At 64.1% G+C, this 25,615-nt stretch carries 15 protein-coding genes; 7 read left to right on the forward strand and 8 right to left on the reverse strand.

Translation table 11 applies throughout. The features are described 5' to 3' along the window. Positions 1 to 87 precede the first annotated feature (87 nt). From NKI21_RS12235 to hutI, 7 genes are all read right to left on the reverse strand, one after another. Positions 88 to 1,869 carry a glucan ABC transporter ATP-binding protein/ permease gene (locus NKI21_RS12235; protein ID WP_127288908.1) on the reverse strand — a complete coding sequence of 594 codons (1,782 nt, stop codon included), beginning with the start codon at positions 1,867 to 1,869 and terminating at the stop codon, positions 88 to 90. Between the two features lie 510 nt (positions 1,870 to 2,379). Then, positions 2,380 to 10,962: a glycoside hydrolase family 94 protein gene (locus NKI21_RS12240; RefSeq protein ID WP_352865738.1), complete on the reverse strand. Its 8,583-nt coding sequence runs from the start codon at positions 10,960 to 10,962 to the stop codon at positions 2,380 to 2,382. Positions 10,963 to 11,229: 267 nt separating this feature from the next. Beyond that, positions 11,230 to 11,817 (reverse strand): HutD/Ves family protein, encoded by a 588-nt coding sequence (locus NKI21_RS12245; RefSeq protein WP_352678533.1) that lies wholly within the window; start codon positions 11,815 to 11,817, stop codon positions 11,230 to 11,232. 12 nt (positions 11,818 to 11,829) lie between these two features. After that, positions 11,830 to 13,500 carry a urocanate hydratase gene (hutU, locus tag NKI21_RS12250; RefSeq protein WP_352865741.1) on the reverse strand — a complete coding sequence of 557 codons (1,671 nt, stop codon included), beginning with the start codon at positions 13,498 to 13,500 and terminating at the stop codon, positions 11,830 to 11,832. A gap of 27 nt (positions 13,501 to 13,527) precedes the next feature. Further along, positions 13,528 to 14,346 carry an N-formylglutamate deformylase gene (gene hutG, locus NKI21_RS12255; RefSeq protein ID WP_352721273.1) on the reverse strand — a complete coding sequence of 273 codons (819 nt, stop codon included), beginning with the start codon at positions 14,344 to 14,346 and terminating at the stop codon, positions 13,528 to 13,530. Further along, positions 14,346 to 15,887: a histidine ammonia-lyase gene (gene hutH, locus NKI21_RS12260; RefSeq protein ID WP_023810174.1), complete on the reverse strand. Its 1,542-nt coding sequence runs from the start codon at positions 15,885 to 15,887 to the stop codon at positions 14,346 to 14,348. The genes hutG and hutH overlap by 1 nt, the downstream gene beginning before the upstream one ends. Continuing rightward, a complete protein-coding gene (hutI, locus tag NKI21_RS12265) occupies positions 15,884 to 17,119 on the reverse strand; it encodes an imidazolonepropionase (RefSeq protein WP_352865745.1) in 1,236 nt (411 codons plus the stop codon). Before hutI ends, hutH begins: the two co-directional genes overlap by 4 nt. Before the next feature lie 98 nt (positions 17,120 to 17,217). On the opposite strand from hutI, the gene NKI21_RS12270 reads away from it, so the two are divergent. The 7 genes from NKI21_RS12270 to NKI21_RS12300 all read left to right on the forward strand — a co-directional run bounded on the left by NKI21_RS12270 (position 17,218) and on the right by NKI21_RS12300 (position 24,293). Beyond that, on the forward strand, positions 17,218 to 18,570 hold the full coding sequence (locus NKI21_RS12270) for a formimidoylglutamate deiminase (RefSeq protein ID WP_352865748.1): 1,353 nt from the start codon (positions 17,218 to 17,220) through the stop codon (positions 18,568 to 18,570). Then, positions 18,567 to 19,307: a histidine utilization transcriptional repressor HutC gene (gene hutC / locus NKI21_RS12275; protein WP_352865752.1), complete on the forward strand. Its 741-nt coding sequence runs from the start codon at positions 18,567 to 18,569 to the stop codon at positions 19,305 to 19,307. The genes NKI21_RS12270 and hutC overlap by 4 nt, the downstream gene beginning before the upstream one ends. 177 nt (positions 19,308 to 19,484) lie before the next feature. Next, positions 19,485 to 21,101 (forward strand): urea ABC transporter permease subunit UrtB, encoded by a 1,617-nt coding sequence (gene urtB / locus NKI21_RS12280; RefSeq protein ID WP_352865755.1) that lies wholly within the window; start codon positions 19,485 to 19,487, stop codon positions 21,099 to 21,101. Further along, positions 21,098 to 22,330 carry an urea ABC transporter permease subunit UrtC gene (urtC, locus tag NKI21_RS12285; RefSeq protein WP_352865757.1) on the forward strand — a complete coding sequence of 411 codons (1,233 nt, stop codon included), beginning with the start codon at positions 21,098 to 21,100 and terminating at the stop codon, positions 22,328 to 22,330. Before urtB ends, urtC begins: the two co-directional genes overlap by 4 nt. Positions 22,331 to 22,336: 6 nt before the next feature. Continuing rightward, positions 22,337 to 23,083, forward strand: coding sequence for an urea ABC transporter ATP-binding protein UrtD (gene urtD, locus NKI21_RS12290; protein WP_023813007.1), 747 nt, complete (start codon positions 22,337 to 22,339; stop codon positions 23,081 to 23,083). A 69-nt stretch (positions 23,084 to 23,152) separates the two neighbouring features. Next, positions 23,153 to 23,848 carry an urea ABC transporter ATP-binding subunit UrtE gene (gene urtE / locus NKI21_RS12295; protein ID WP_023813006.1) on the forward strand — a complete coding sequence of 232 codons (696 nt, stop codon included), beginning with the start codon at positions 23,153 to 23,155 and terminating at the stop codon, positions 23,846 to 23,848. Between the two features lie 268 nt (positions 23,849 to 24,116). Then, positions 24,117 to 24,293, forward strand: a complete 177-nt coding sequence (locus tag NKI21_RS12300; protein ID WP_023759335.1) for a hypothetical protein — start codon at positions 24,117 to 24,119, stop codon at positions 24,291 to 24,293. Positions 24,294 to 24,437: 144 nt separating this feature from the next. Here NKI21_RS12300 and NKI21_RS12305 read toward each other — a convergent pair whose 3' ends face one another. Further along, positions 24,438 to 25,589 (reverse strand): GGDEF domain-containing protein, encoded by a 1,152-nt coding sequence (locus NKI21_RS12305; RefSeq protein ID WP_352442593.1) that lies wholly within the window; start codon positions 25,587 to 25,589, stop codon positions 24,438 to 24,440. Between the last annotated feature and the right edge of the window lie 26 nt (positions 25,590 to 25,615).

Genomic DNA, 25,615 nt, shown 5'->3' on the forward strand with positions numbered 1-25,615 from the left:
GGTGGTGTCGCAGACGCAATTGGGGCGGCCGTGCCTGTACTCTCACCTGGACCTATGGTCCGACAAGGGGAGGTCGGAGAAAGAAGCTCAGGCGGCTGCTTCCTGCTGTTGCAGCACGGTGCGGCTGAGGCGGCGAACCTCCTCGTCGTTGAGCAGGCCGCCGGCGCGCAGCAGGCTGGCAAAGCGGCCATTGCGCAGCGACAGCTCGGTGAAGCCGCCCATCTCGACCACCCTGCCCTTGTCCATGAACACGACCAGATCGGCGTCGCGAACGGTGGTCAGGCGGTGGGCGATGATGAAGGTCGTGCGGTCGCGGCGCAACTCGTCGATCGCTTCCTTGACGCGGTCCTCGGTCTCGACGTCGAGCGCGCTGGTCGCCTCGTCGAGCACCAGGATCGGTGCGTCCTTCAGCACGGCGCGGGCAATGGCGATGCGCTGACGCTCGCCGCCCGACAGCTGGCCGCCACGTTCGCCAACCACCGTGTCGTAGCCATTGCTCTTGGACAGGATGAAGTCCTGTGCGGCAGCCGCATTGGCGGCGGCATGGATCTCGTCATTGCTTGCATCGGCGCGGCCAACACGGATGTTGTCCTCGATCGAGCGGTTGAGCAGGCCGGCATCCTGGAATACGGTGGCGATCGAATGGCGCACCGACTTGCGGGTCACCGTGCGGGTGTCGATGCCGTCGATCAGGATACGGCCATGGGACGGCGAGAAGACACGCTGCAGCAGGTTGATGAGCGTGGTCTTGCCGGCGCCCGTCGGGCCTACGATGGCGACGGTCTGGCCCGCCTGCACCTCGAAGGACACGTCGTCGATGCCTTGGCCGGAATTGGCGAACTCAAAGCCGACATTCTCGAAGCGGACATGGCCGGTGACGTTGGCAAGATCGCGCAAGCCGTCCGGCTCGGCGGCATCAGCCGCGGAGTCCTCGAGGTGGTAGAAATCCTCAAGTTTGGCACGGGCCTCCGAAATCTGGTTCGCGAAAGCCGACATCTGGTCGAGGCGAGCGATCAGCATCGTGGCAAAACCGGTGAAGGCAATGACGTCGCCGACACCCAACTGACCATGAGTGACGAGATAGGAGCCGATCGACAACACGATCAGCATCGAGATTGCCGATGACAGACGGTGCAAGGCATTGGCCAGCGCCCACCAGTCGAGCACGGGGTTCTGCGCGTCGAGCAGGTTCTTGACGTAGCGGCGCAGCGTATCGGCCTCGTGGCCGAGGCGATTGTAGCTCTGCAGCACCGCAACGTTGCTGACCGAGTCGGTCACATGCGCGAACACCTTGTGGTAGTGACGCTCGACCGCAGCCTGGCCCGCCTTGGTGCGGCGCATGACCATCCGGCCGATGCCGACATAAAGCAGCCCGAGGCCAAGCAGCACCAGCGACATGCGCAGGTCCATGCTGATCGCGGTCGGAACCAGCAGCACGAGGGCGACAGCCGTGGACAGATGCTGGCGCATGAATTCGAGCCAAAGGCTGAACAGGGTTTCGACGGCGCGCAGCATCGTGTGCAGCGCATTGGAGGTGCCGTGCTGATGGTGCCAGGCGAGCGGCATGGTGATCACACGCTCGAAGGACTGGCACAGCACTTCGCTGCGCCGAGCATGGGCGAAGCGGTCAGCGCCGCGCGCCACCATGACGAAAGCAACGATGTTGAAGGCGCCGAGACCGGCCCACATGACCAGCGTGGTGAAGACAGAGCCACGCTCGGAGATGGCGCCGATGACGCGACCGAACATAATCGGCTCGAGAAGCGCTACGATGGCGAGAGCCACGTTGGCCGAACAGATCAACGCAACGCGTTTCCTGTCCGCGGCCAGATAACCGAGAGCTCGCCAGTAGATTTGCAGAAGGGTCACCCCAGTTACTCCGCCACGCTGTTTATTGTGCACTGCATCATTTTATTCGTACCGGTTGATACGTCGCAAAACAATGGCCGTGTACCCCTTCAGTTCCCTTAGAGCGAACAAAAGATGGCGACGTTCCGAAATCTGCCGTGATCACCTAACGGTTTGAGAAGACAGGTAAAATGTCAGGCATGCGGCGAAATCATGGCAGTTGGCAGGTGCTGCCATAATTTTAATCAGCAACAATGTCGGGCGGATGACTAAGGCCGCAATCGCCTTTTGCGAAGTATAGAGCGAAACAAAGCTGCAGGGCGCCCTTCCAGGTGAAGGGAGGCCAAACTCTCACTGCTCGTGGCGCCCCTGTCGGACGCCTCAAGCCTTTGATTTCATGCACTCCTCGGTGGCATGTCCTTCAATCGGCAGGCGGCAACGCCAGGCGGGACGGCCTCTCATCCCGCCGTGGCGGCAAAAGTCGCGCCCCGGATCCCAGGCTCGAGCGCATAGTTTTTGAGCAACATTGCATTAAGCCGGGATCCGGATGACCACCTCGGCAACTTCGCCGTCCTTCAGTTCGACTGCCGAAACCTTGGTCTTTGCCCCATTCACCTCCAGCGACACGGCCTTGGCCTTATTGTCGCGGATGACGCGAACCCTGAGTTCCGCTCCCAGCATTTTGAGATTTGCCGAGTACCCATTCCAGTGGCTCGGCAGCTTCGGCTTGAACTGGACACGTTTGCCGCGCCGTTCGATGCCCAGAATGCCCTCGACCGCAGCCCTGTAGAGCCAGCCGGCAGAGCCGGTGTACCAGGTCCAGCCCCCACGGCCGCCCTTGCCGTTGCCGGCATTGTCGTCGCCGGCATAGATATCGGCCGCCACGACATAGGGCTCGACACGATAGTGCTCGGCCGTGGCCTCGTCGGTCGCATGGTTGACGGGGTTCAGCATCGAGAAACAGCGATAGGCCTCGTCGACCTGTCCCATCTCGGCAAGCGCGATGACGAACCATGTGGCGGCGTGGGTGTACTGGCCGCCATTCTCGCGTACGCCGGGCGGATAGCTCTTGATGTAACCCGGATCCTTTTCCGTCTTTGAGAAGGGCGGCGTGAACAGCTTGACGATCTTCAGCTTGTCGTCGACGAGCAGCTTCGTTGCTTGCTCCATCGCGGTCGTCGACCGTGCCGGATCGCCCTCTCCCGAAAGCACGCTCCAGGACTGGGCGATCGAGTCGATCTTACACTCCTGCGAGTTGCGAGACCCCAAAGGGGTGCCGTCGTCGAAACTGCCGCGCCGGTACCATTCGCCGTCCCATGCGGTGCTCTCAAGCGCCCGCTTCAGAACATCGGCATGCTTTGCCCAGGCCTGTGCTCGCTTGGCGTCGCCCTCGGCCTTGGCGACGGGGGCGAAGTCGCCCAGCGTCTTCAGCAGGAACCAGCCGAGCCAGACGCTCTCGCCCTTGCCGTGCTCGCCGACGCGGTTCATGCCGTCGTTCCAGTCGCCGCCGAGGATCAGCGGCAGGCCCGCGGGGCTGCTGCGCTTGATGGCGAGATCGAGCGCACGCGCGCAATGGTCGTAGAGCGACGCTGTCTTCTTCGAGATTTCCGGGGTGAAGAAGGCATCGTGCTCGCCCTCGCCCAGCGGCTGTCCATCGATGAAGGCCAATTGCTCCTTCAGGATGGTGGCATCGCCGGTGACCAGCAAATAGCGCGCCGTGGCGTGGGCAAGCCAGACCACGTCGTCGGAGATCAACGTACGCACGCCAGCACCCGTGCGCGGCAGCCACCAGTGCTGCACGTCGCCTTCGGGGAACTGCCGCCGCGCCGCGTTGAGGATTTGGTCGCGCGCCAGTTGCGGGTCATGCGCCAGCAGCGCCAGCGTATCCTGCAACTGGTCGCGGAAGCCGAAGGCACCGCTGGCCTGATAGAAGGCGGAGCGGGCACGGATGCGGCAGGCCAGGCTCTGATAGGGCAGCCAGTGATTGACCATGGCGTCGAGCGCCTTGTCAGGCGTCTCGACCTGGATGGTGTCGAGAAAGCCGCGCCATTCGCGCTCATTGTCGGCCAGCCGCTGGTCGAAATCCTTGACCCGGTGCTCTTGCACCAGCGCGCTAGCCTCCTCGGCGGACTCGGCGTCGCCGAGCAGCCAGAGCAGCGTCACGTCGCCGCCAGCCGGAATCTCGACATCGCGGGCAATCGCCGCGCACGGATCGTCACCAGCCTCGACACGGCCAGACAGCGCCGCACCACTCAGCACCGCCTGGGGTAGCTCGCTGGAACCATGCCGGCCCAGGAACTCCGATCGGTCTGTTGTCACCGAATGGACGCCACCGTCGGCCGCGAGGAAAGCAACGCGCTCGCCGAAATCCAGCCCGTAGGGGTTTTGTGCCAGCAGCGCGCCGCTGGCGGCATCCCGCGACGGGACGATGGTTGCCGCCGTGCGCGACCGGTGCCCGCCGAGCACCCATTCGGCATAGGCATAGACACGCAGCCGCGCCGGCACCGAGCCGGAATTCTGGATGCGCAGCCGTGAGATCTTCAGCGGATCGACCGGATCGACGACATGGGTGAGATCCATCGACAATGGTCCGCGCTTCGAGCGGAAGGTCGAGAAACCCTGGCCATGCCAGGCCTCGTAGGTCATCGAGGGATCGCGCACCATGGCGGCGAGCGGCGAGAATGCCTTGCCGCTCGCCTGATCGTAGATATAGAAGCCCTCGCCCGGCCGGTTCGAGACCGGATCATTCGACCACGGCGTCAACTGGTAGTCGCGGCTGTTTCGGCTCCAGGTGAAGGCGGCGCCCTCGGCCGAGGTATGGAAGCCGAACGAGGCGTTGGAGACGACGTTGATCCACGGCTGCGGCGTCGTGCGCCGGCCGGCCAGGCGCACGACATAGTGCCGCCCGTCGCCGTCGAAACCGCCAAAGCCGTTCCACTGGCTGAGCCCGCTGCCATCGGCGCTGACATTTGCCACCGCCTGCGAGGCAGGAGCATGCGTCGTGGGTGTCGGCGACGGCAATTCACGCGGAATCGGCAATGCTGCCAGAGCGTCCCGCGCCTGCAGAGCCGCCGCCTCGGCGCGCTCGATCTGGTCGAAGATGGTGCCATTGCGCGTGTGCAGGACCACCCGGGCGACAGCGAGCAGCGTCTTGTAGGTGGTCTCGTCCATGAGGTCGCGGCGCACCGCGAAAATGTGCTGGCGCGGTCCGAGCTCCTTGCCGCGCAGGCGGCTGTTTTCGCACAGCGTCTCGACCGCCCGTTGCAGGTCCTGGACATAGGAGGACGCCTGCTCGTTGACGACGACGAAGTCGATCATCATGCCGCGGGTGCGCATATATTCCTGGAAACGCAGCGCCTGGGCAACGATTTCGAGATCGGCGACATCGCCGATCCTGACCAGGAAGATCGGGAAATCGCCGGAAATGCTTGTCGGCCACAGGCTCGACTGCTTGCCCAGCCCCGAGGCGATGGATTCGGCGGGAAGACGCAGGAACGGATCCGGATAGATCAGGTAGCGCGCCAGCTTCTGCACATTGGCGGCATCGGTCAGGCTGAGGCCCATATGGCGGGTCTGCACCTGGCTGCGCGTCCAGGCAAGCATGGCTTGGCGGGCAAAGCTCTCCGGATGGTCGAGGCGGGCGATGGCTTCGTCCAGCTCGGTGCGGCCAGCGCCGACGACGGTCCAGAAGGTCAGCGATATCTTCTTGTTGGCCGGCACGCGCACTTGGCGGCGCAGCGACGCGACGGGATCGAGCGTAAAGCCTGAATGGCCGCCCAGCCTGGCGCCCGGGTCGAAAGCGGCCGCATCGACGATGGTACGGCCACGGCCGATGAAGGCGCGCCTGTCGGTCTCGGCCTCGGCATCGCGCGCCGACCCGGACGGATCGGTGACGAAATGCACCATGGCGATATCGGGCTCGCTGGTCTCGCGCTTGCGCCGCGTGGCGAAGATCGCCGCGTTGTTCGCAGAGATTTCGGTTTCCACGAACATCTTCGAGAAGGCCGGATGCGCGTTGTCGGACGCCTCCAGGCCGAGCACCAGTTCGGCAAAGGAGGTCACTTCGATGTGACGGTCGGACGGACCGTCATTGTAGAGCGTGACCCGACGGCCCTCGCCATTGCCTTCCGAGATGACGATGCATTCGACCTCGGAGCGCAACGTGCCCACCGATTTGACGAAGCTCGCCTTGTCGTCGGAGAACAAGGTCTGCGCCTTTTCCTCGGCGGCGCGCTTCGGTTCGGCTGTAGCCGACCACCAGTCACCTGAGCCTGCGTCACGCAGGAAGATGTAGGAGCCGAGCCGGTCCTCGGTCGGATCCGGCTGCCAGCGTGTGACGGAGAGATCGCCCCAGCGGCTGTAGCCCGAGCCGGTCGCGGTGACCATCACCGAATAGCGGCCGTTCGACATGACGTTGGTCGACCGCAGCGACTGCAGCGGATTGAGCACGATGCGGGTGTCGGGGCTGTCGACTTCGGTCTCGTCCTTGGAGCGTTCGTCGGCCTCGGTCCTGACGGTCGCGGTCGGGATGTCGCGCGGCGCCCTCTCCTGCAGCAAGAGTTCGGCCGATTCGATGACCGGGTCGCTGTGGAAGCGGTCGCGCATGCGGCCTTCGAAGATGGCGTCGGCAACCGCCGCGATCGACATGCCCGAATGGTGGGCCATGTAGTTCTGGACGACGACATGATCCGTGCCTTCCGGCACGCGCTGCGGCGTGAAATCGACGGCATCGTAGTAACCGTGGCGGCCGAGCGCCCCGATCTCCCGCAATCGGGCGAGATTCAGCACGGCTTCACGCGGATTGAACTGGGCCGCCAGTATGGTGGCGTAAGGCGCGATCACCGTGTTCTGGCCAAGGCCGCGCTTCAGCCCGAGACCTGGAACGCCGAAATTGGTGTATTGGTAGGTCAGTTCGCGGTCGCGCGCATTGTAGGCGGCCTCCGAAATGCCCCACGGCACGTTCTTCTGGCGGCCGTACTGGATCTGGCGCTTGATGATCAGCTTGCTGGTCTGGTTGAGGATCGAGCCCTGCGGCTCCTTCATCACCAGCGGCGGCATCAGGTATTCGAACATCGAGCCGGACCAGGACATCAGGGCGCCCTGGAAACCGATTTCGACGATCGGCCGGCCAAGCCGGAACCAGTGCTCGGTCGGCAGGTCGCCCTTGGCGATGGCGAACAGGCTGGTCAGCCGCGCTTCGGAAGCCAGAAGGTCGTAGCAGCTTTCGTCGAGCTGGTGCTCCTCGACCCGGTAACCGATCGACAACAGCTTGCGCTCCGGCCGCATCAGGAAGGAGAAATCCATCTCGAAGGCGTAGCGGCGCGTGCGCTCGCGCAAGGTGAGCAGCTTGGCACGCAGCGCCTCGACGGCATTGTCGTCGCTGTGCGCGTCATGGACATGCGCTTCGCAGGTGGCTTCCAGCCTTGCCGCCCAGTCGACGATGACGTCGCTCTGGGGCGACACGGCCTCGGTATGGATGGCGGTGGCCAATTTGCGGATCTCGCCGGCCAGCACAGCCAGGTTGATGGTGCGGATCGACGCCATTTCGGGCTGCGCCTTGATGGTGTCGACAGCGCGCCGCATGCCGTCGAGACGGTCCGCGAGACGCTGGCGCAGCGGGCGCAACTGACGGCGGTCGTCGGGCAAATCATCGAGGCTTTCGCTGAGGATGGTGACCGTGTCGAGAATGCCTTCGAAATCGCCCTGGAGATGGACGGAGGGCGCTTCGGCCCATTCGGCGCAGGCCGCCGCCACCGCCACCAGATGGCCAGCGAGATTGCCGCTGTCGACAGCCGAGATGTAAAGCGGATAGAGCGGCTTCAGTGTCGTCGTGTCGTACCAGTTGAAGAGGTGGCCGCGCTCACGCGGCATGCCCTCGATCGTCGCCATGGTGGCGTCGATGCGGGTGATGGCGTCGGACAGGCTGATCCAGCCGAAATCGCGGGCGGAAACGACGGACAGCAGGTAGACACCGATATTGGTCGGCGAAGTGCGTGGCGCCACCACCGGCGCCGGGCTTTCCTGGAAATTATCGGGCGGCAGATGGTGGTGTTCTGCCGTCACGAAGCTTTCGAAATAGTGCCACGTGCGCCGCGCCACCGTGCGCAGCGTGTGGATGTCGGCCTGCGATATGCGCAGCCGATCCTCGGTTTCAGCCGAACGGCTGATCCAGCTGGCGATGGCCGGCGAGCCAATCCAGAACAGGGCGAAGAAGAAGGCCACGAAGGCGCCGGTCGAATCGGCCAGCACCGGAATGGCAAGGCCGACGAAGCCGATGATCACGGCGCCATACATCATGCCGTAATAGGAACCGACATCGTTGTCGCCCGCCTTGTGCGCCTGCGAGGCGGTGCGCCATTCCAAAAGGTTCTGGCGGCTGACAAACAGCCGGTAGAGCGTGCGCACGATGGCATCGCCCATCATCCAGGCGTTGTGCGCCATCAGCACGATCTTCAGCGCCACCATGGCGGTGCCGAAGGCGACGTCGCGTGCCAGGGCCGAGAAATGACCGCGCGGCGTCTGGTCGCCGCTCTTGGGCAGGATGGCGTTGACGATGTCGAATGTCGGCGCCATGAACAGGCTGAGGATCAGCAGGGCCTGCCATTGCGCGGCCTGCGTGAAGGGCAGCAGCGTCCAGCCGGCGATCGCCGCCATCACCCAGAAGATCGGCGTCAATGAGCGGCGCAGATTGTCGATCATCTTCCAGCGCGACAGCGCCGGCACGCCGGAGCGCGGATCGAGCATGAAGCCGAGCAGCTGCCAGTCGCCGCGCGCCCAGCGATGGTGGCGCGAGGCGTCGACCGAGTATCGGGTCGGATAGTCCTCGACCAGTTCGACGTCGGTGACCAGCGCCGCGCGCGCCAGCGCGCCTTCCAGCAGATCGTGGCTGAGGATGGTGTTTTCCTCGATGCGGCCCTGCAGCGCGGCCTCGAAGGCGTCGACATGATAGAGGCCCTTGCCGGTGAAGGACCCGTCGCCGAAGACGTCCTGATAGAGATCGGACACGGCAAAGACATAAGGGTCGAGGCCGCGATTGGCCGAAAACACCCGCTGGAAGAACGACGCATCGTCGCCCGATGTCAGCGACGCGGTGATGCGCGGCTGCAGGATCGCGTAGCCGGCGGTGACGACGCGCTTGCTGGCATCGAAATGCGGCCGGTTGAGCGGGTGGCAGAGCTTGCCCACGAGGGTGGCGACCGCGTCACGGGTGGTGCGCGTGTCGGCATCGAGCGTCATCACATGGACGACGTTCTCCGGCAGCGGCACGTCGAGCGGCAGGAACGTGGTGTCGCTGTCGCCGCGCAGCAGAAGATCGAGCTCGTGCAGCTTGCCGCGCTTGCGCTCCCAGCCCATCCAGGCCCCTTGCGCCGCGTTGAAAAGCCGGCGCCGGTGCAGGATGTAGAAACGGGGCGCGCCTTCGGAGGGATAGCGGGCGTTGAGACGAGCGATTTCGGTACGGGCGAATTCGAGGATTTCGGTGTCCGCCGCATCAATCTCGGTCTTCGAGTCTGGCCAGTCCGACAGCAGCGCGAAATGGATTTCATCGGCCGTGTTGGCGAGATGATGCACCTCGATGTTGCGGATGTTTTCCTCGACATCGTCGCGCGAGCCGATCAGCGACGGCACCACCACCAACGTGCGCGCCTCGGGCGGCACGCCGTGCCGGTAATCGTAGCCGACGAGGCGCGTCGGTTTCAGGAACAGCGATACGACCGTGTTGAAGAAGGCGAGCGCGCCCTCGCTGGCCGGCACGGCAAAAAGCGCCAGCATGAGGACGATCGAGGGCACCGACAGGCCAAGATTGGCAAGCGCGTTGCCGGACAGAACGAGAAGCAGCGCCGTCAGCGCAAACACGGGCACGACGATGCCGAGCCAGCCGGTCTTGCGGAAGGCACGCTTGACTGTCTGGCTGATGGTGGGCCGATAGCCGATCGCCTTCTCCAGCTCCAGCCGGCGTGGGCCGACGAGAAAGAAGCCGACATCGGTGTGGGCGGACCCGGTTAAAACGGCGTCGCCGTCACCATCGCTGGCGGCGTGGCCGGCCAACTCGATGGCCATCTCGGCAACGCGATATTCCGAAAGGTTCGAGCGGCGCGCCAATTCCTCGATCGCGGTCCGGTACTGATCGCGCGAGAAGAAGTCGAGCGCGGCGAAATCGGTGCGCTCGCGCAGCACGGTGTCGATGCGGCTGACGCCTTCGAACCACACCGTCCAGTCGACGTCGTTGATGAGGCGCAGGCCGCGGATGATGTTGCCCGTCGTCACATTGCCGCTGGACAGCGTGTGATGTTCGGAAATGATGATTTCCTCGGCATCGGAGCCGGTCTTTTCGAGCTCGCCTTCCAGCCATTCCAGAGCCTTGCCGGCATTCTGCGATCCATCGCGCAAGCGATAGAGCAGCTGGGTGGCGAAGGTGGTGTCCTGCGCGTGGGCGCTGAAGTTGGACAGGATCGACTGCCGGTCGGCGCTGTCGTCGGTGGCCAGGACCTTGTCGGCCACATCGTTGGCGATCTGGCGCATCTGGCGGGTGCGATTGACCCTGACGGCCAGCCGGCGGAGATTTTCGATCAGGACGAAGCGCAACAGCGAAGGCAGCGCCCAGAGTTCGCCGATCTTCAGCGGCTCGACCGACTGGAAACCCTGGACGATGGACTTGAACATCGTCGCCGAAACGGAACTGTCCGAATGCGCCACATAGGTCCAGGCCAGCGCCAGCGCGCGCGGCACAGTGCCGTTGTCAGGCAGTTTCAGCGTCGGCAACTGACGATAGAACCGGCGCGGCAGGTCGCGCTTGACCTGGAAAATGGTCTCTTCGACCAGGTAATTGTTGTCGAGCAGCCATTGTGCCGCCGGCGTGATCGTCTCGCCCCTCGCCTGCGCAGCATTGGTCGACCGGTAAACTTCCAAAATCTTCTTGGCGCTGTCCCGGATACGGGCCTGAAAATCAAAGGGCGTCAGGCCGAACAGGTCCGTGAGGTCGCCTTTTGCCAGGCTTTCGCCAAGCAGCCGAAGGCGCGCTTCGGGCAGGTAATTGGAACGGATCGGCTCTTCGGTAATGGCCGGGAAGCTTGCGCTTGTCTTCTCGATTTGGGCAGGATTCGTCTGAATATTCATTGAAAATTCCGTAAGCGGGCACTGAGCGGCGTCACCGCCACGGCAATGGCCCTAAAACCGGTTCAAATGCAATTGGTTGCATAAACCCCACTTGCCGAAAGTTTGTTTCCGCACCGCGACAGGGCGTCATCTCTCAGCAAGACTCAAAGACAAGCACCCTACTTCCCACCAAGCCAGATCGGCGGAGAGGATTCAGGCTTTTTCGTGATGCCGCCAGCAGCTTACGCTATATTTCGCCGGTACCGCGATCATGTTTGGAAACAAGCGTTAATCGTTGCCGGCGACGGCGCAGATCCGGATCACGAACAGCGTTGCCTCATGGGCGGGCTGGACAAGCAGGCCGGTGCTGACCGGACCGGACCGCAGCGTGTCGAGCGGCCCGAGGCGAACCGGTTCAGCGGCGGGCACGCTGACGTCGCCGTTCAAGCACAGGATCAGCGTTGTGCCGGCTTCAGTCCGGATTTCCACGGGGGCCGAAATCACCAGGCGTTCGACCGAATGCGTCATCCGGCTTCGGCGGGTCATGACATTGAGATCAGTGATCGGTCCGCCGATCAGCGCGGCCGAGGTCCGCACGTCGGCAGGGAAAGAAAACAGGGCAGTCGTCCTGTTTATGGATGTCGGCGGGTGGCCGGCAATCTCGAGGACGATGCCCTCGCCTTCGAGCACGGCAAGGGTGCGATCGATCCCGGCAAATTGCGAGAAAGGACCGCTCAATTCGACGCGCGCCATCGAGACGCGCCAGTCGAAATCGTCGAGCCCGGCACCAGTGGGCGAGACGGCGATTTCCGTCGTCACGCCGCCGCCGTTCTTCCACGGCATCGACCGGTATTCGGCTGCCCGCAGAACACGCATCGGCTCAACCAATCAGCCGAGAATGCCGGGCAAATTGAGCTGGTGCTCCTTGGCGCATTCGACGGCGATCTTGTAGCCGGCATCGGCGTGGCGCATGACACCGGTCGCCGGGTCGTTCCACAACACCCGCTCCAGGCGCCTGGCCGCTTCGCGCGTGCCGTCGGCGACGATCACCATGCCGGCGTGCTGCGAGAAACCCATGCCGACGCCGCCGCCATGGTGCAGCGACACCCAGGTGGCGCCGGACGCCGTGTTGAGCAATGCGTTGAGCAGCGGCCAGTCGGACACCGCGTCCGAGCCGTCTTTCATCGATTCCGTTTCGCGGTTCGGCGAAGCGACCGAGCCGGAATCGAGGTGATCGCGACCGATGACGACAGGCGCCTTCAACTCGCCCCTGGCCACCATCTCGTTGAAGGCGAGCCCGAGCCGATGCCGGTCGCCGAGGCCAACCCAGCAGATGCGCGCCGGCAGACCCTGGAAGGCAATGCGCTCACGCGCCATGTCGAGCCAGTTGTGCAGATGGGTGTTGCCGGGCGTCAGTTCGCGCACCTTGGCGTCGGTCTTGTAGATATCCTCCGGATCGCCCGACAGGGCCGCCCATCGAAAGGGGCCGATGCCGCGGCAGAACAGCGGACGGATATAGGCCGGCACGAAACCGGGGAAGGCGAAAGCGTTGTCGAACCCCTCCTCCTTGGCCACCTGGCGGATGTTGTTGCCATAGTCGAGCGTCGGCACGCCGGCGTTCCAGAACGCCACCATCGCCTCGACATGTTCGCGCATGGAGGCGCGGGCTGCCTTCTCGACTTCCTTGGGGTCGCTGACGCGCTTCTCGCGCCACTCGGCCATCGTCCAACCCTTCGGCAGGTAGCCATTGATGGGATCATGTGCCGAGGTCTGGTCGGTGACCATATTGGGGCGAATGCCACGCCTGAACATCTCCGGCACGATGTCGGCCGTATTGCCGAGCAGGCCGACCGACTTCGCCTCGCCGGCCTTGGTCCAGCGTTCGATCTTTTCCAGCGCCTCGTCGAGCGTGTCGGCGCGCTCGTCGACGTAGCGGGTGCGCAGGCGGAAATCGATCGAGTCCGGATTGCATTCGATCGCCAGGCAGCAGGCGCCGGCCATGACGGCGGCGAGCGGCTGGGCGCCACCCATGCCGCCGAGACCGCCGGTCAGGATCCATTTTCCCCGGAGATTGCCGCCATAGTGCTGGCGGCCGGCCTCGACGAAGGTCTCGTAGGTGCCCTGCACGATGCCTTGCGTGCCGATGTAGATCCACGAGCCGGCCGTCATCTGGCCGTACATCATCAAGCCCTTCTTATCGAGCTCGTTGAATTTTTCCCAATTCGCCCAGTGCGGCACCAGATTTGAGTTTGCGATCAGCACACGCGGCGCGTCCGGGTGGGTGCGGAAGACGCCGACCGGCTTGCCTGACTGCACCAGCAAAGTCTCGTCATCGGCCAGCGTCCTCAATGAGGCGACGATGCGGTCAAAGTCGTTCCAGGTGCGCGCCGCCCGGCCGATGCCGCCATAGACGACCAGCTCGTTGGGATTTTCTGCAACGTCCGGATCGAGATTGTTCATCAGCATGCGCAGCGGCGCTTCCGTCAGCCAGGAGCGCGCGCTGATTTCGGTGCCGCGCGGGCTGCGGACTTCGCGGATGTTGTGGCGAGGATTGTTCATGGCGTCACTCCATAAAAGGACCTAATGTCAGACACGCGCCCAGGATGTCGCGGTCTCGAGGATTTTCCGCAGCGTGGCGCGGATCGGTGCGGCAAACTCGGCATCGTAAGGCACTGGCCAGTTGTCCGGCGTACCCTTGCCATCGGGCTCGCGCATATAGCCGCGATTGGAAAGTTCCATCTGCAGCGCATGCACGCCTTGTTGCGGCTGGCCGAAATGGCGTGTAATCCAGCCGCCTTTGAAGCGGCCGTTGATGACAGAGGTTTCACCGGTTTCGGCCATGATCTGGCCGACCATCGCCTGCAGCGTCGGATCGGCGCTCCTGCCGTCATTGGTGCCGAGGTTGAAAACCGGCAGCGTGCCTTCAAACAGGCGCGGCAGCACTGAACGGATCGAGTGGCAGTCATAGAGGACGATCTTTTCGTGCAGGCCGCGCAACCGGTCGATTTCGGACTGCAGGGCGGCATGGTAGGGCACGAAGAATTTCTCGCGACGCTCGTCGATCTCCGACGGCCCCGGTTCTTCGCCCTCGCGATAGAGCGGATCGCCATCGAAAGTCTCGGTCGGGCAAAGGCCGGTCGTCGCCTGGCCGGGGTAAAGCGAGGCGCCGGAGGGATCGCGGTTGACGTCGATGACGGTGCGCGAGATCGCGGTGTGCACCACCGTCGCCCCGAGGCCGGCGGCAAAGTCATAGAGATTGTCGATCCACCAATCGCAATCGCGGCGGCCGAGCCAGGGCGAGACCAGCCGATTCTCAAGGCCGGCCAGGTCGATGCCGGTGTGCGGTAGCGACACCAGCAACGGGGCTGTGCCGGGCGTGACCGTCAGCCAGGGCGCGCTTGCCATCACATCGCTCCGGAAATCGACGGCAGAGCCACGCCGCCGGCGGCCTCGATGGCCGCACCGCTGCGCACCATGGCGATGGCTTTTTCCATATCGGGGTGGAAATGGCGGTCATTGTCGAGATGTGGCACTTCGGCCCGGACCAGCTTGCGCACTGCCTCAAGGGCATCGCTCGACGCCAACGGGGCATGGAAGTCGCAGCCTTGCGCCGCAGCCAGCAATTCGATGCCGATCACCGCGGTGGCGTTCTCGACCATGCCGATCAGCCGGCGCGCACCGTGCGCGGCCATCGAAACATGGTCTTCCTGGTTGGCCGATGTGGGAATCGAATCGACGCTGGCCGGATAGGCTTTCTGCTTGTTTTCCGAGACGAGAGCCGCCGCCGTCACCTGCGGGATCATGAAGCCGGAGTTCAGACCGGGCTTCGGCGTCAGGAAGGCCGGCATGCCCGAAAGTGCCGGATCGACAAGCATGGCAATGCGGCGTTCCGACAGCGAGCCGATCTCGCAGACCGCGAGCGCGATCATGTCGGCGGCGAAGGCCACCGGTTCGGCGTGAAAATTGCCGCCGGAAAGCGCGGTGTCATCCTCGGCGAAGATCAGCGGATTGTCGGTGACGCCATTGGCTTCGGTGCCCAGCGTGTCGGCCGCCTGGCGCAGCACGGTGAGTGCGGCGCCCATGACCTGCGGCTGGCAGCGCAGGCAATAGGGATCCTGCACGCGTTCGTCGCCAACCCGATGCGATTCACGGATGGCGCTGCCGGCCATCAGATTGCGCAGGGCGTCGGCCGTCTCGATCTGGCCGGGATGCTTTCTCAGCACATGGATGCGCGGATCGAAGGGGGCGTCAGAACCTTTTGCCGCGTCGGTCGATAGGGCACCAGCGACCAGCGCCGATTGATAGAGCACTTCGGCCTCGAACAAGGCGGCCAGCGCATAGGCGGTCGAAAACTGGGTGCCGTTGAGCAGCGCCAGGCCTTCCTTGGCGCCCAGTGTCACCGGCTCCAGTCCATGTGAGACGAAGGCGACCTTGGCCGGGAAACGGCCATGCGGGGTAAAACATTCGCCGACGCCGATCATCACCGCGGTCATGTGCGACAGCGGGGCAAGGTCCCCGGAGGCGCCGACCGAACCCTGCGCCGGCACCACCGGGATGACGTCGTTGGCCAGCATTGCTTCCAGCAATTCGATGGTTTGCGGCCTCACGCCGGACGCGCCCTGCGCCAGGCTGGCGAGCTTCAGCGCCATCATCAGCCTGCAGACAGCAACCGGCATCGGCTCGCCGACGCCGGCGGCGTGCGACAGAACGATGTTGCGCTGCAAGGTCTCGAGATCCTCGGCCGGGATGCGGACGCTGGCCAGTTTGCCGAAACCGGTGTTGATGCCATAGACCGGTTCGCCCTTGGCGACGATCCTGGCGACGGCCTCGGCGCTCGCCTTGATCTTTGGCCGGCAGGCGTTGTCCAGCTTGGGCACGGCGCCACGATAGATGGCGCGCCAGTCGGCCAGCGTCGCATTGCCGGGCTTCAGGGTCAGTTCGGTCATTGTCCTCTCCAGATGCGGGCATGCAGCGGGTTGAAGCCCATGCGGTAGACGAGTTCGGCGGGGCGCTCGATGTCCCAGATCGCCAGGTCGGCGGATTTTCCGACCTCGAGCGTGCCGGTTTCCCCCAGCAAACCAAGCGCGCGGGCGGCCTCGCGGGTGACGCCGGCAAGGCATTCATCGACGGTCAGGCCGAACAGGGTCGCGGCCATGTTCATGGTCAAAAGCAGTGAGGTCAGCGGCGAGGTGCCGGGATTGTTGTCGGTGGCGACAGCCATCCTGACGCCGTGCTGGCGAAACAGGCCGATCGGCGGCTTCTTGGTTTCGCGAATGAAATAGTAGGCGCCTGGCAGGATCGTCGCAACGGTCCCCGCCTTGGCCATCGCCGCTGCACCCGCCTCATCGGTGTATTCGAGATGGTCGGCCGACAGCGCGCCATAGCGGGCGGCGAGTTCGGCGCCATGCAGGTTGGACAGCTGGTCGGCATGGAGCTTGACCGGCAGGCCGGCCGCTTTGGCCGCATCGAAGACGCGCGCCATCTGTTCCGGCGAAAAGGCGATGCCCTCGCAGAAACCGTCGACAGCATCGGCCAGCCCCTCGGCGGCAACCGAAGGAAGAATCTCATTGGCGACCAGATCGACAAAAGCGTCCTTGTCGCCCTTGGCTTCCGGCGGCAGCGCGTGAGCGCCGAGGAAGGTCGTGCGGATCGTCACCGGCCGTTGCTCGCCTAGTTGGCGGGCGGCACGCAGCGACTTCTTCTCGTTTTCGAGGTCGAGGCCATAGCCGGACTTGATCTCGACGGTGGTCACGCCCTCGGCGATCAGCGCATCGAGGCGTGGCAGTGATTGAGTGACCAGTTCGCTCTCACTGGCGGCGCGCAGCGACTTGACCGAGGAGACAATGCCGCCGCCGGCCCGGGCGACCTCTTCATAAGTGGCGCCGGCCAGCCGCATCTCGAATTCGTTGGCGCGGTTGCCGGCATGGACCAGATGGGTGTGGCAGTCGATCAGGCCGGGTGTGATCCAGCGGCCCTCGCAATCGATCGTCTCGACGCCCTGGGCAAGTGTTGGGGGCAGCTCCGACTCGGGGCCGGCATAGACAATGCGGCCGTCACGCGAAGCGACCGCGCCGTGTTCGACGATGCCAAGTCCGGCAGACCCTTCGGCCATGGTCGCGAGCCGCGCATTGCGCCACAGACGAAGATCCCCTGCCCGGCTTTTGCTCTGTCCAGCCATCATCTTTTCCGTTTCAATCGATGACGATTATGTATATACATATCGAAGCGCACTGCAAGTGCCATCGTCGCATGAGAGACAGAGAACCGGAGAGAAAAGTGGCAGCGATCTTTGCGGAACAGGCGCTCCTTCCCAATGGCTGGCGCGATAATGTGCGGATCACCCTGGCCGAGGGACGCATTACAGCCGTTCAGCCTGGTGCCCCTGCGACAGCCGACGACGAACGCCACGCGATCCTGTTGCCCGGCATGCCCAATTTGCACAGCCACGCCTTCCAGCGCGGCATGGCCGGCCTTGCCGAGCTTCGCGGCCCCTCCGCCGACAGTTTCTGGAGCTGGCGAGAGGTGATGTACCGCTTCGCCCTGTCGATGACGCCCAATCAGGTCGAGGCGGTTGCAGCACAACTTTATGTCGAGATGCTGGAGGCCGGATTTTCGCGCGTCGGTGAATTTCACTACCTGCATCACGACCGCGATGGAAAACCCTACGCCAACCTCGCCGAGATGGCCGAGCGCATTGCGGCCGCGGCCGGCGAAACGGGTATCGGCCTGACGCTGCTGCCGGTGTTTTATGCGCACTCGTCTTTCGGCGGAGCCGTGCCAAACGAAGGCCAGCGGCGATTCATCAACGATGTGAATCGGTTCTCGCGGCTTGTTGAGAAATGCCGCGAATCGGTTCGTGCACTGAATCAGACTGTCGTCGGCGTCGCTCCGCACAGTTTGCGCGCCGCGACGCCGGAAGAACTGATTGAGGTGACTGCCATAGCGCCGGATGGGCCTATCCACATCCACATTGCCGAGCAGATGAAAGAGGTCGAGGATTGCCTTGCCTGGTCGGGCGCGCGGCCGGTCGAATTTCTGCTTGGGCATGCCAAGGTCGACAAGCGCTGGTGCCTGATCCACGCCACGCACATGACCGATGCGGAAGCCGTTGCCATGGCCAAAAGCGGCGCCATCGCCGGCCTCTGCCCGATCACCGAGGCCAATCTCGGCGACGGCACATTTGCCGCGCCGCTGTTCAGGGAACATGGCGGCCGCTTCGGGGTCGGCTCCGATTCCAACGTGCTCATCGGCCTGCCCGACGAGTTGCGCCAGCTCGAATATTCGCAGCGCCTCGCCCACCGCGCCCGCAATGTGCTGGCGGTCGCCGGCGGCTCGACCGGCCGTGCACTGTTCGACGCCGCGCTTGACGGTGGCGGCGTCGCCCTTGGCGCCGGCGCCTCGCAGATCGCCGCCGGCGCATCCGCCGATCTCGTCTCGCTCGATCCCAAAAGTCCCTCGCTGGCCGGCAAGAGCGGCGACGCGATCCTGGACGCCTGGATCTTCGCCAATGGCGGCAAGGTCGACTGCGTCTGGGTGCATGGCCGCAAACAGGTCAGCGGCGGCAGGCATGTGAAGCGAGAGGCCATCGCCGGGCGGTTTCGCAGCGTGATGACGGCGCTTTCGGCATGAGCATGGCCGACACAGTGGTAGCGGAAGGTGGCGGCTCGCTGCACCAGCGCATCCTGACCGACATTAGCGAGAAGATCACGTCCGGGGCCTGGGCGCCCGGCCATCGCATCCCGTTCGAGCACGAATTGAGCGTGCAATACAATTGCTCGCGCATGACGGTGAACAAGGCGCTGTCACAGCTTGCCAAGGCCGGGCTGATCGAACGCCGCCGCCGCTCAGGCAGCTTTGTGCGCCGGCCGCAGTCGCAAGCGGCGGTGCTGGAAATCCACGATATCCGCATCGAGGTCGAAGCGCTCGGTCTGCCCTATCGCTACGAGCGCGTGATGCGACACAAAAGGCGCAGCAGCGCCGGGGACCGCGCGCTGCTCGAGCTGGGCGTGGCCGGACCGGTGCTGGCGCTGGAGTGCGGGCATTTCGCCGGCGAGCGGCCGTTCGCGCATGAGCAGCGGCTGATCAACCTCACCGCCGTGCCTGAAGCAGCCGATGAGGAATTCCTGGCCATAGCGCCAGGGCCATGGCTGATCGGCCGCGTGCCGTGGAGCGAAGCCGAGCACCGGATTCGCGCTGTCGCCGCCGACAGGCATATAGCGGCCGCACTCGACATCGAAGCCGGCGCGCCATGCCTGGTGGTAGAGCGACGGACATGGAGCGCCGAACATCCGGTCACCCATGTGCGCTTTACCTACGCGGCCGAGAGCCACACGCTGGTGGCAAGGTTCAGGCCCTCGCAGGGGTGAGGCGTGTCCAGCCGCAGGCTGGCGAAAAGCCAACGATTTGGCTTTTCGAACGCCGAACGCCCGGAGCCATAGCGGAGGGCAGCGGCGCCGGGCCCCCCCCCCCCCCGGGGGGGGGCCCCCCCCCCCCCCCCGCCCCCCCCGACGCCCACTTCAACCTTCAGGGGTTACCAGAAACCGATGAACCTGTTTCGTACGATTGGTTTGACGCTGTTGTTCCTGCTGGCGACGCTGTCGTCTTCGGGCGCCGGCCAAGCCGATCTGCGCGGCATCATCGCCAAATTCGCCACGGCCAAGGGCTTTTCCGAGATCGGAGCCGTCGTCCACGAACTGGCTGCCGCCGGCGATCCGGCTGTAGAGCGGCCGCTTGCGGCACTTGCCGACGGCAACCTGTATGTCCGCAAGGCTGATTCCCTGGTGTTTGTCGGCAAGGAAGCGGGCGAAAGCGTCCAGCTTTCCGACCCGTTGAGCGGCGAGGCATCGGGCGAGGCGGCCAAGGACGGCATCACCAAGGTCAAGGTCAACAACACGCTGCGTCGCGTCATCCGAGATGCGTTGGGCACGCTGACGCTTGGCGCCAAGGATCCGGCCGTGCGCATTGCCGCCGCCGACACCATGTTCAAGACGCCCGACGCCGCAAACATCGGACCGCTCGACACGGCAATCGCCAGTGAGAGCGTGGCAAGCGTCAAGGCGCTGCTCGAACAGGCTCGTGCCGCCTCCGTTCTGGTCTCCGACCGGCCTGAAGCCGACAAGCTCGCTGCCATCGCGCTGATCGGGGCGCGGGGCGACCGCGACGCGGTTTCGTTGCTCACGTCTGTCGAGGTGAATTCCACCGACGCGGTCAGGCAAGCGGCGACAGCCGCGATCGCCAACATCAATTCGACGCTGGCCTTCTGGGATGCCGGCCAGAACATCTGGTACGGCATTTCGCTGGGCTCGGTGCTGCTGCTGGCGGCAATCGGCCTTGCCATCACCTTCGGCGTCATGGGCGTCATCAACATGGCGCATGGCGAGATGGTCATGCTCGGCGCCTACACGACCTTCGTCGTCCAGCAGGTGATCCGCACCTCCTTTCCCGGCCTGTTCGACTGGTCGCTGGTCATTGCGCTGCCGCTGGCTTTCCTCGTCGCGGCCCTAGTCGGCCTGATCATCGAGCGCGGCGTCATCCGTTTCCTCTATGGCCGGCCGCTTGAAACGCTGCTGGCGACATGGGGCGTCTCGCTGATCCTGCAACAGGCCGTGCGTTCGATCTTCGGGCCGACCAACCAGGAGGTGGGCAACCCCTCGTGGATGTCGGGCTCGTTCAATGTCGGACAGTTGGCGATCACCTGGAACCGCCTGTGGATCCTGGTTTTCGCGCTCGCTGTCTTCGGCATCCTGCTCTACGTGATGAAGCGCACGCCCTGGGGCCTGCAGATGCGCGCCGTCACCGCCAACCGGCGCATGGCCGCCTCGATGGGCATCAGGACGCCATGGGTAGACGCGCTGACTTTCGCGCTCGGCTCCGGCATTGCAGGCATTGCCGGTGTCGCGCTCAGCCAGATCGACAATGTCTCGCCCAATCTCGGTCGCGGCTACATCATCGACAGCTTCATGGTCGTCGTCTTCGGCGGTGTCGGCAATCTGTGGGGCACGCTGGTCGGCGCCTTCTCGCTTGGCATCGTCAACAAGTTTCTCGAGCCCTATGCGGGCGCGGTGCTCGGCAAGATCGTCGTGCTGGTGCTGATCATCCTGTTCATCCAGAAGCGCCCGCGCGGCCTGTTCGCGCTCAAGGGCAGGGCGGTGGAAGCATGATCACGGGACGCTTCTTTGCCGCCGGCGCGGACCGCCGCATCGCCATCACGATCTTCATCCTGCTGGCGGTGGCCGTCATCGTGCCGTTGCTCAACCTTGCGGTGTCTCCCACCAGCGCCTTCTACGTCCCATCCTACATCGTCGCGCTCACCGGCAAATATCTTTGTTATGCGCTGCTCGCCTTGGCGCTCGATCTTGTCTGGGGCTATTGCGGCATTCTCTCGCTCGGCCACGGCGCCTTCTTCGCGCTCGGCGGCTATGCGATGGGCATGTATCTGATGCGCCAGATCGGCTCGCGCGGCGTCTACGGCAACCCCATCTTGCCCGACTTCATGGTGTTCCTGAACTACAAGGAATTGCCGTGGTTCTGGTATGGCTTCGACCATTTCTGGTTCGCCGGCCTCATGGTGCTGGCGGTGCCTGGCCTGCTGGCTTTCGTCTTCGGCTGGTTCGCCTTCCGCAGCCGCGTCACCGGCGTTTATCTCTCGATCATCACACAGGCGATGACGTACGCGCTGCTGCTTGCCTTTTTTCGCAACGACATGGGGTTCGGCGGCAACAACGGCCTGACCGATTTCAAGGATATTCTCGGCTTCAACGTGCAGGCCGACGCGACGCGCTCGGCGCTGTTTGCCGCCAGCGCCGTGATGCTCGCGCTAGCCGTCTTCGTCACCTGGGCGATCGTCGGCTCCAAATACGGCAAGCTCCTGATGGCTGTGCGCGATGCCGAGAGCCGCACGCGCTTCCTCGGCTGGCGGGCGGAGAACGTAAAACTGTTCGCCTTCACCGTCTCGGCCGTCATGGCCGGCATAGCCGGCGCGCTCTACGTGCCGCAGGTCGGCATCATCAATCCGGGCGAGTTCGAGCCGGCCAATTCGATTGAAGTCGTCGTCTGGGCGGCTGTCGGCGGGCGAGGCACCATTGTCGGGCCGATCATCGGTGCGTTGCTGGTCAATGCCGGCAAATCTTGGTTCACCGGCGTGCTGCCGGAATTCTGGCTGTTTGCCTTGGGCGGGCTGTTCGTCGCCGTCACGCTTTTGCTGCCCAAGGGCATTATCGGCATGTGGGACAGCTGGCGCGGCAACGCCAGGGCGTTGCGGGCAGCTTCCGTCGCCGAGGAAGCCGGTAGCGACCCCGACGTCCCGCCGCCGGCGAAAATCGTTCGCAGCGAGGCGAGAAAGCCCGGCGACTGGTCCGCCAGCAACCCCGAGCCGCAGCCGGCGGAGTGAGCGACCATGTCAAAATCGAACACGATCCTTTATCTCGACGGCGTCTCGGTCTCCTTCGACGGCTTTCGCGCCATCAACAATCTGTCGCTGGTGCTCGACAAGGGCGAGATGCGCGCCATCATCGGCCCCAACGGCGCCGGCAAGACGACGATGATGGACATCGTCACCGGCAAGACGCGGCCCGACGAAGGCGACGTGTTCTTCGACGGCCAGGTCGATCTGACCAAGCATGATGAGGCCGAGATCGCCATGATGGGTATCGGCCGCAAGTTTCAGAAGCCGACCGTGTTCGAAAGCCACACGATCGAGGAAAACCTGATGCTGGCGCTGAAGGGGCCGCGCTCGATCTTTCCGGCGCTGTTCCATCGCCGCTCGGCCGCCGAGACGCGGCAGATCGATGATATCCTCGGCATCATCCGGCTTGGCGACAAGCGTGACGAACTGGCGGCCAATCTGAGCCATGGGCAAAAGCAGTGGCTCGAGATCGGCATGCTCTTGGCGCAGGACCCGAAACTGCTTCTGGTCGACGAACCGGTCGCCGGCATGACCGATGCCGAGACCGAGGAAACCGCGCGGCTGCTCAAGGATATTGCCCGCGACCATTCGGTCATCGTCGTCGAGCACGACATGCATTTCGTGCGCGAGCTCGGCGTCAAGGTCACCTGCCTGCATGAGGGCTCGGTGCTGAGTGAGGGCACACTCGATTTCGTGTCGGCCGACGAGCGTGTCGTCGAAGTCTATCTGGGGAGATGAGCATGGTTTGGCGGGTGCAGTTCCATCACTTCGATCTGTCGTTTCTGCGGTTCTGGAAAAGGCGCTGACATGCTCGAAGTTTCTAATGCCACGCTGCACTACGGCGCCGCCCAGGCGCTGCGCGGCGTGTCGCTGAAGGCGGGCGCCGGCAAGATCACCTGCGTGCTCGGCCGCAACGGCGTCGGCAAGACCAGTTTGATGAGATCGATCGTCGGCCATCACCGGCTGACGAGCGGAAGCGTTGCCTTCGAGGGGAAGGCGCTCGACCGGAGCGCGGCGTATGACCGCGCCCGGTCGGGCATCGCATTCGTACCGCAGGGCAGGGAGGTCTTTCCGCTGCTCACCGTGCGGGAGAACCTGGAATCAGGCTTCGCGCCGCTGAAACGGGCCGACCGCAACATTCCTGCACATGTCTTCGAATTGTTCCCGGTGCTGAAGCAGATGCTCGGCCGTCGCGGTGGCGATCTTTCCGGGGGCCAGCAGCAGCAGCTCGCCATCGGGAGGGCATTGGTGATGCGGCCGAAGCTGCTGGTGCTCGACGAGCCGACCGAAGGCATCCAGCCGTCGATCATCAAGGACATCGGCCGCGCCATCCGCTACCTGCGCGACCAAGCCGGCATCGCCGTGCTTTTGGTCGAACAATATCTCGATTTCTGCCGCGAACTCGCCGACGAGGTCAACATCATGGACCGGGGCGTGATCGTCCATACCGGTCCGGCGGAAGATCTGGACCGTGCCGATGTCCGGAAGTTCCTGACGGTGTAGAATCGCCGCCGCACTTCAGTTGACGATCCGAAGTCCTTGCCAAATCCAATATTTCTCCGGCCCTGCATCAGCGTCTCTGGTGCATCGGCAACTGCGTGCTAGTCTTTTCCTAGGCTTTTGTGAGTCGGCCGCTTCCGTACCAGTCTGGTTTATCGCAGATCGAGGCCGCGGCTATCACCGGCAAGTCTCACGCAAGCAAGGCTTCCTAGCTTCTCTCCTGCGATCTTTGTCGTTCAACGCGTTTGGGCACACAGGCTAAGGGACAGCCATGGAACGTTACGTCGAGGACTACCAGAAGCGGCGGCTTACCGAGCGCGTCGATATCATCACTGCCATCAACATCTTGAAGTCCCAAGGCTACGGCCATGACGACCTGATCGAGGAGATCACCAAGGTCTTCTATGTCGACCTGGATGCATTCAATGAAATCGTGATGGCGGCGTAGAGCAATTCTGGGAAAAGTGCGAAGCGCTTTCCCTGGATAATTGCATCAGACAACGGGTTAGAGCAGCTCGCCGTTTCCTTGAAACGGTGAAATGCTCTGGAAGTCGCACAGCTCATCGTGATCGTGGCTGCCACAGATGCGCGATCAGCCTGCGCGCCTGAACGGAGAGGCGGTGACGCGGTTGCGGCCACCGCGCTTGGCGTCGTAGAGCGCCTTGTCGGCGGTATTGAGCACCTTGTCGAAGCCGAGACCTTCCTTGGTGCCGAAAGCAAATCCGGCACTGACCGTGCATATCAGCGAGCCTGTCTCGGTTTCGATGCGGTGCGCGGCAAAAGCTGTCCGTATGGCCTCGGCGGTGGCCTCCACCGTTTCGGGCAAGGTCCGCTTCAGCACCAGCGCGAATTCCTCGCCGCCCATGCGCGCGGCGACGTCGCCCGGGCGGAGATTGCCGGCGAGTTCCCGTGCGAACACCTTCAGCACCTCATCGCCGGCGGCGTGGCCGAATTCGTCGTTGACGGCCTTGAAGTTGTCGAGATCGAAGACGACCACCGCCGTGAAGGCGCCGACCGGCGCATCGCCGTGCAGGTCGAACAGGGCGCGGCGGTTGAGCAGGCCGGTCAGCGGGTCGGTCAGGGCATTGTGGCGGTGATGCCGGGCCAGACGTCCCTGGTTCAGGGCCAGGGAAAGCGCCCCGATCCCGGTCATGCTGGCGATGACGATGATGAGGCTCAGTTCCTCGGCCCAGTTGCTTGGCGCATGTCCAAGGTCCAGCTTTCCATCCAAGGCTAGAACCATGGCGCAGAGAGCGAAGGATGCGGCCGTGGCGGAATAGAGCGCGGTGATACCGATCGTCAGGGCAGGGGCTTCGTCGCGGCCTTTCCAGTATTCGACCGCCGTTGCGAACAGAAGCAAGGCGGCGAAGGCATTTTCGAACATGAAGCCCAGCCCGTCATAGCCTAGAGCCATCGGAGGCAACGTCACGGCCAGCGAAATGGCGCTGCCAAGCACCGTTCGCGGCACTGGCGAGCCGCCGGTTCTGAACTGGTAGGCCGCGCCCAGCATTGTCGAGAAACCGAGCAGGAGGAAAGCCAGCGTGGCGATGCCGAGCAGGCGCCCGGGCATATCGATATAGGCGTCATAGACAAAAATATCGCCGACCACGAACACCAGACTGATCGCCCATGTCAGCAGGAATTTCTCCGAGCGAGCGGTCAGCCACATGCCAAACAATGTCAGGCTCAGGCAGGCAGCGGAAAAACCGACAGCCAGCAGAAGTGAAGTGTAGTCGAGCGACATGCCCCTCGTCCTTGCCCGCGGCGGCC

The sequence above is a fragment of the Mesorhizobium sp. M0715 genome (assembly GCF_040320355.1).
Lineage (GTDB): Bacteria > Pseudomonadota > Alphaproteobacteria > Rhizobiales > Rhizobiaceae > Mesorhizobium.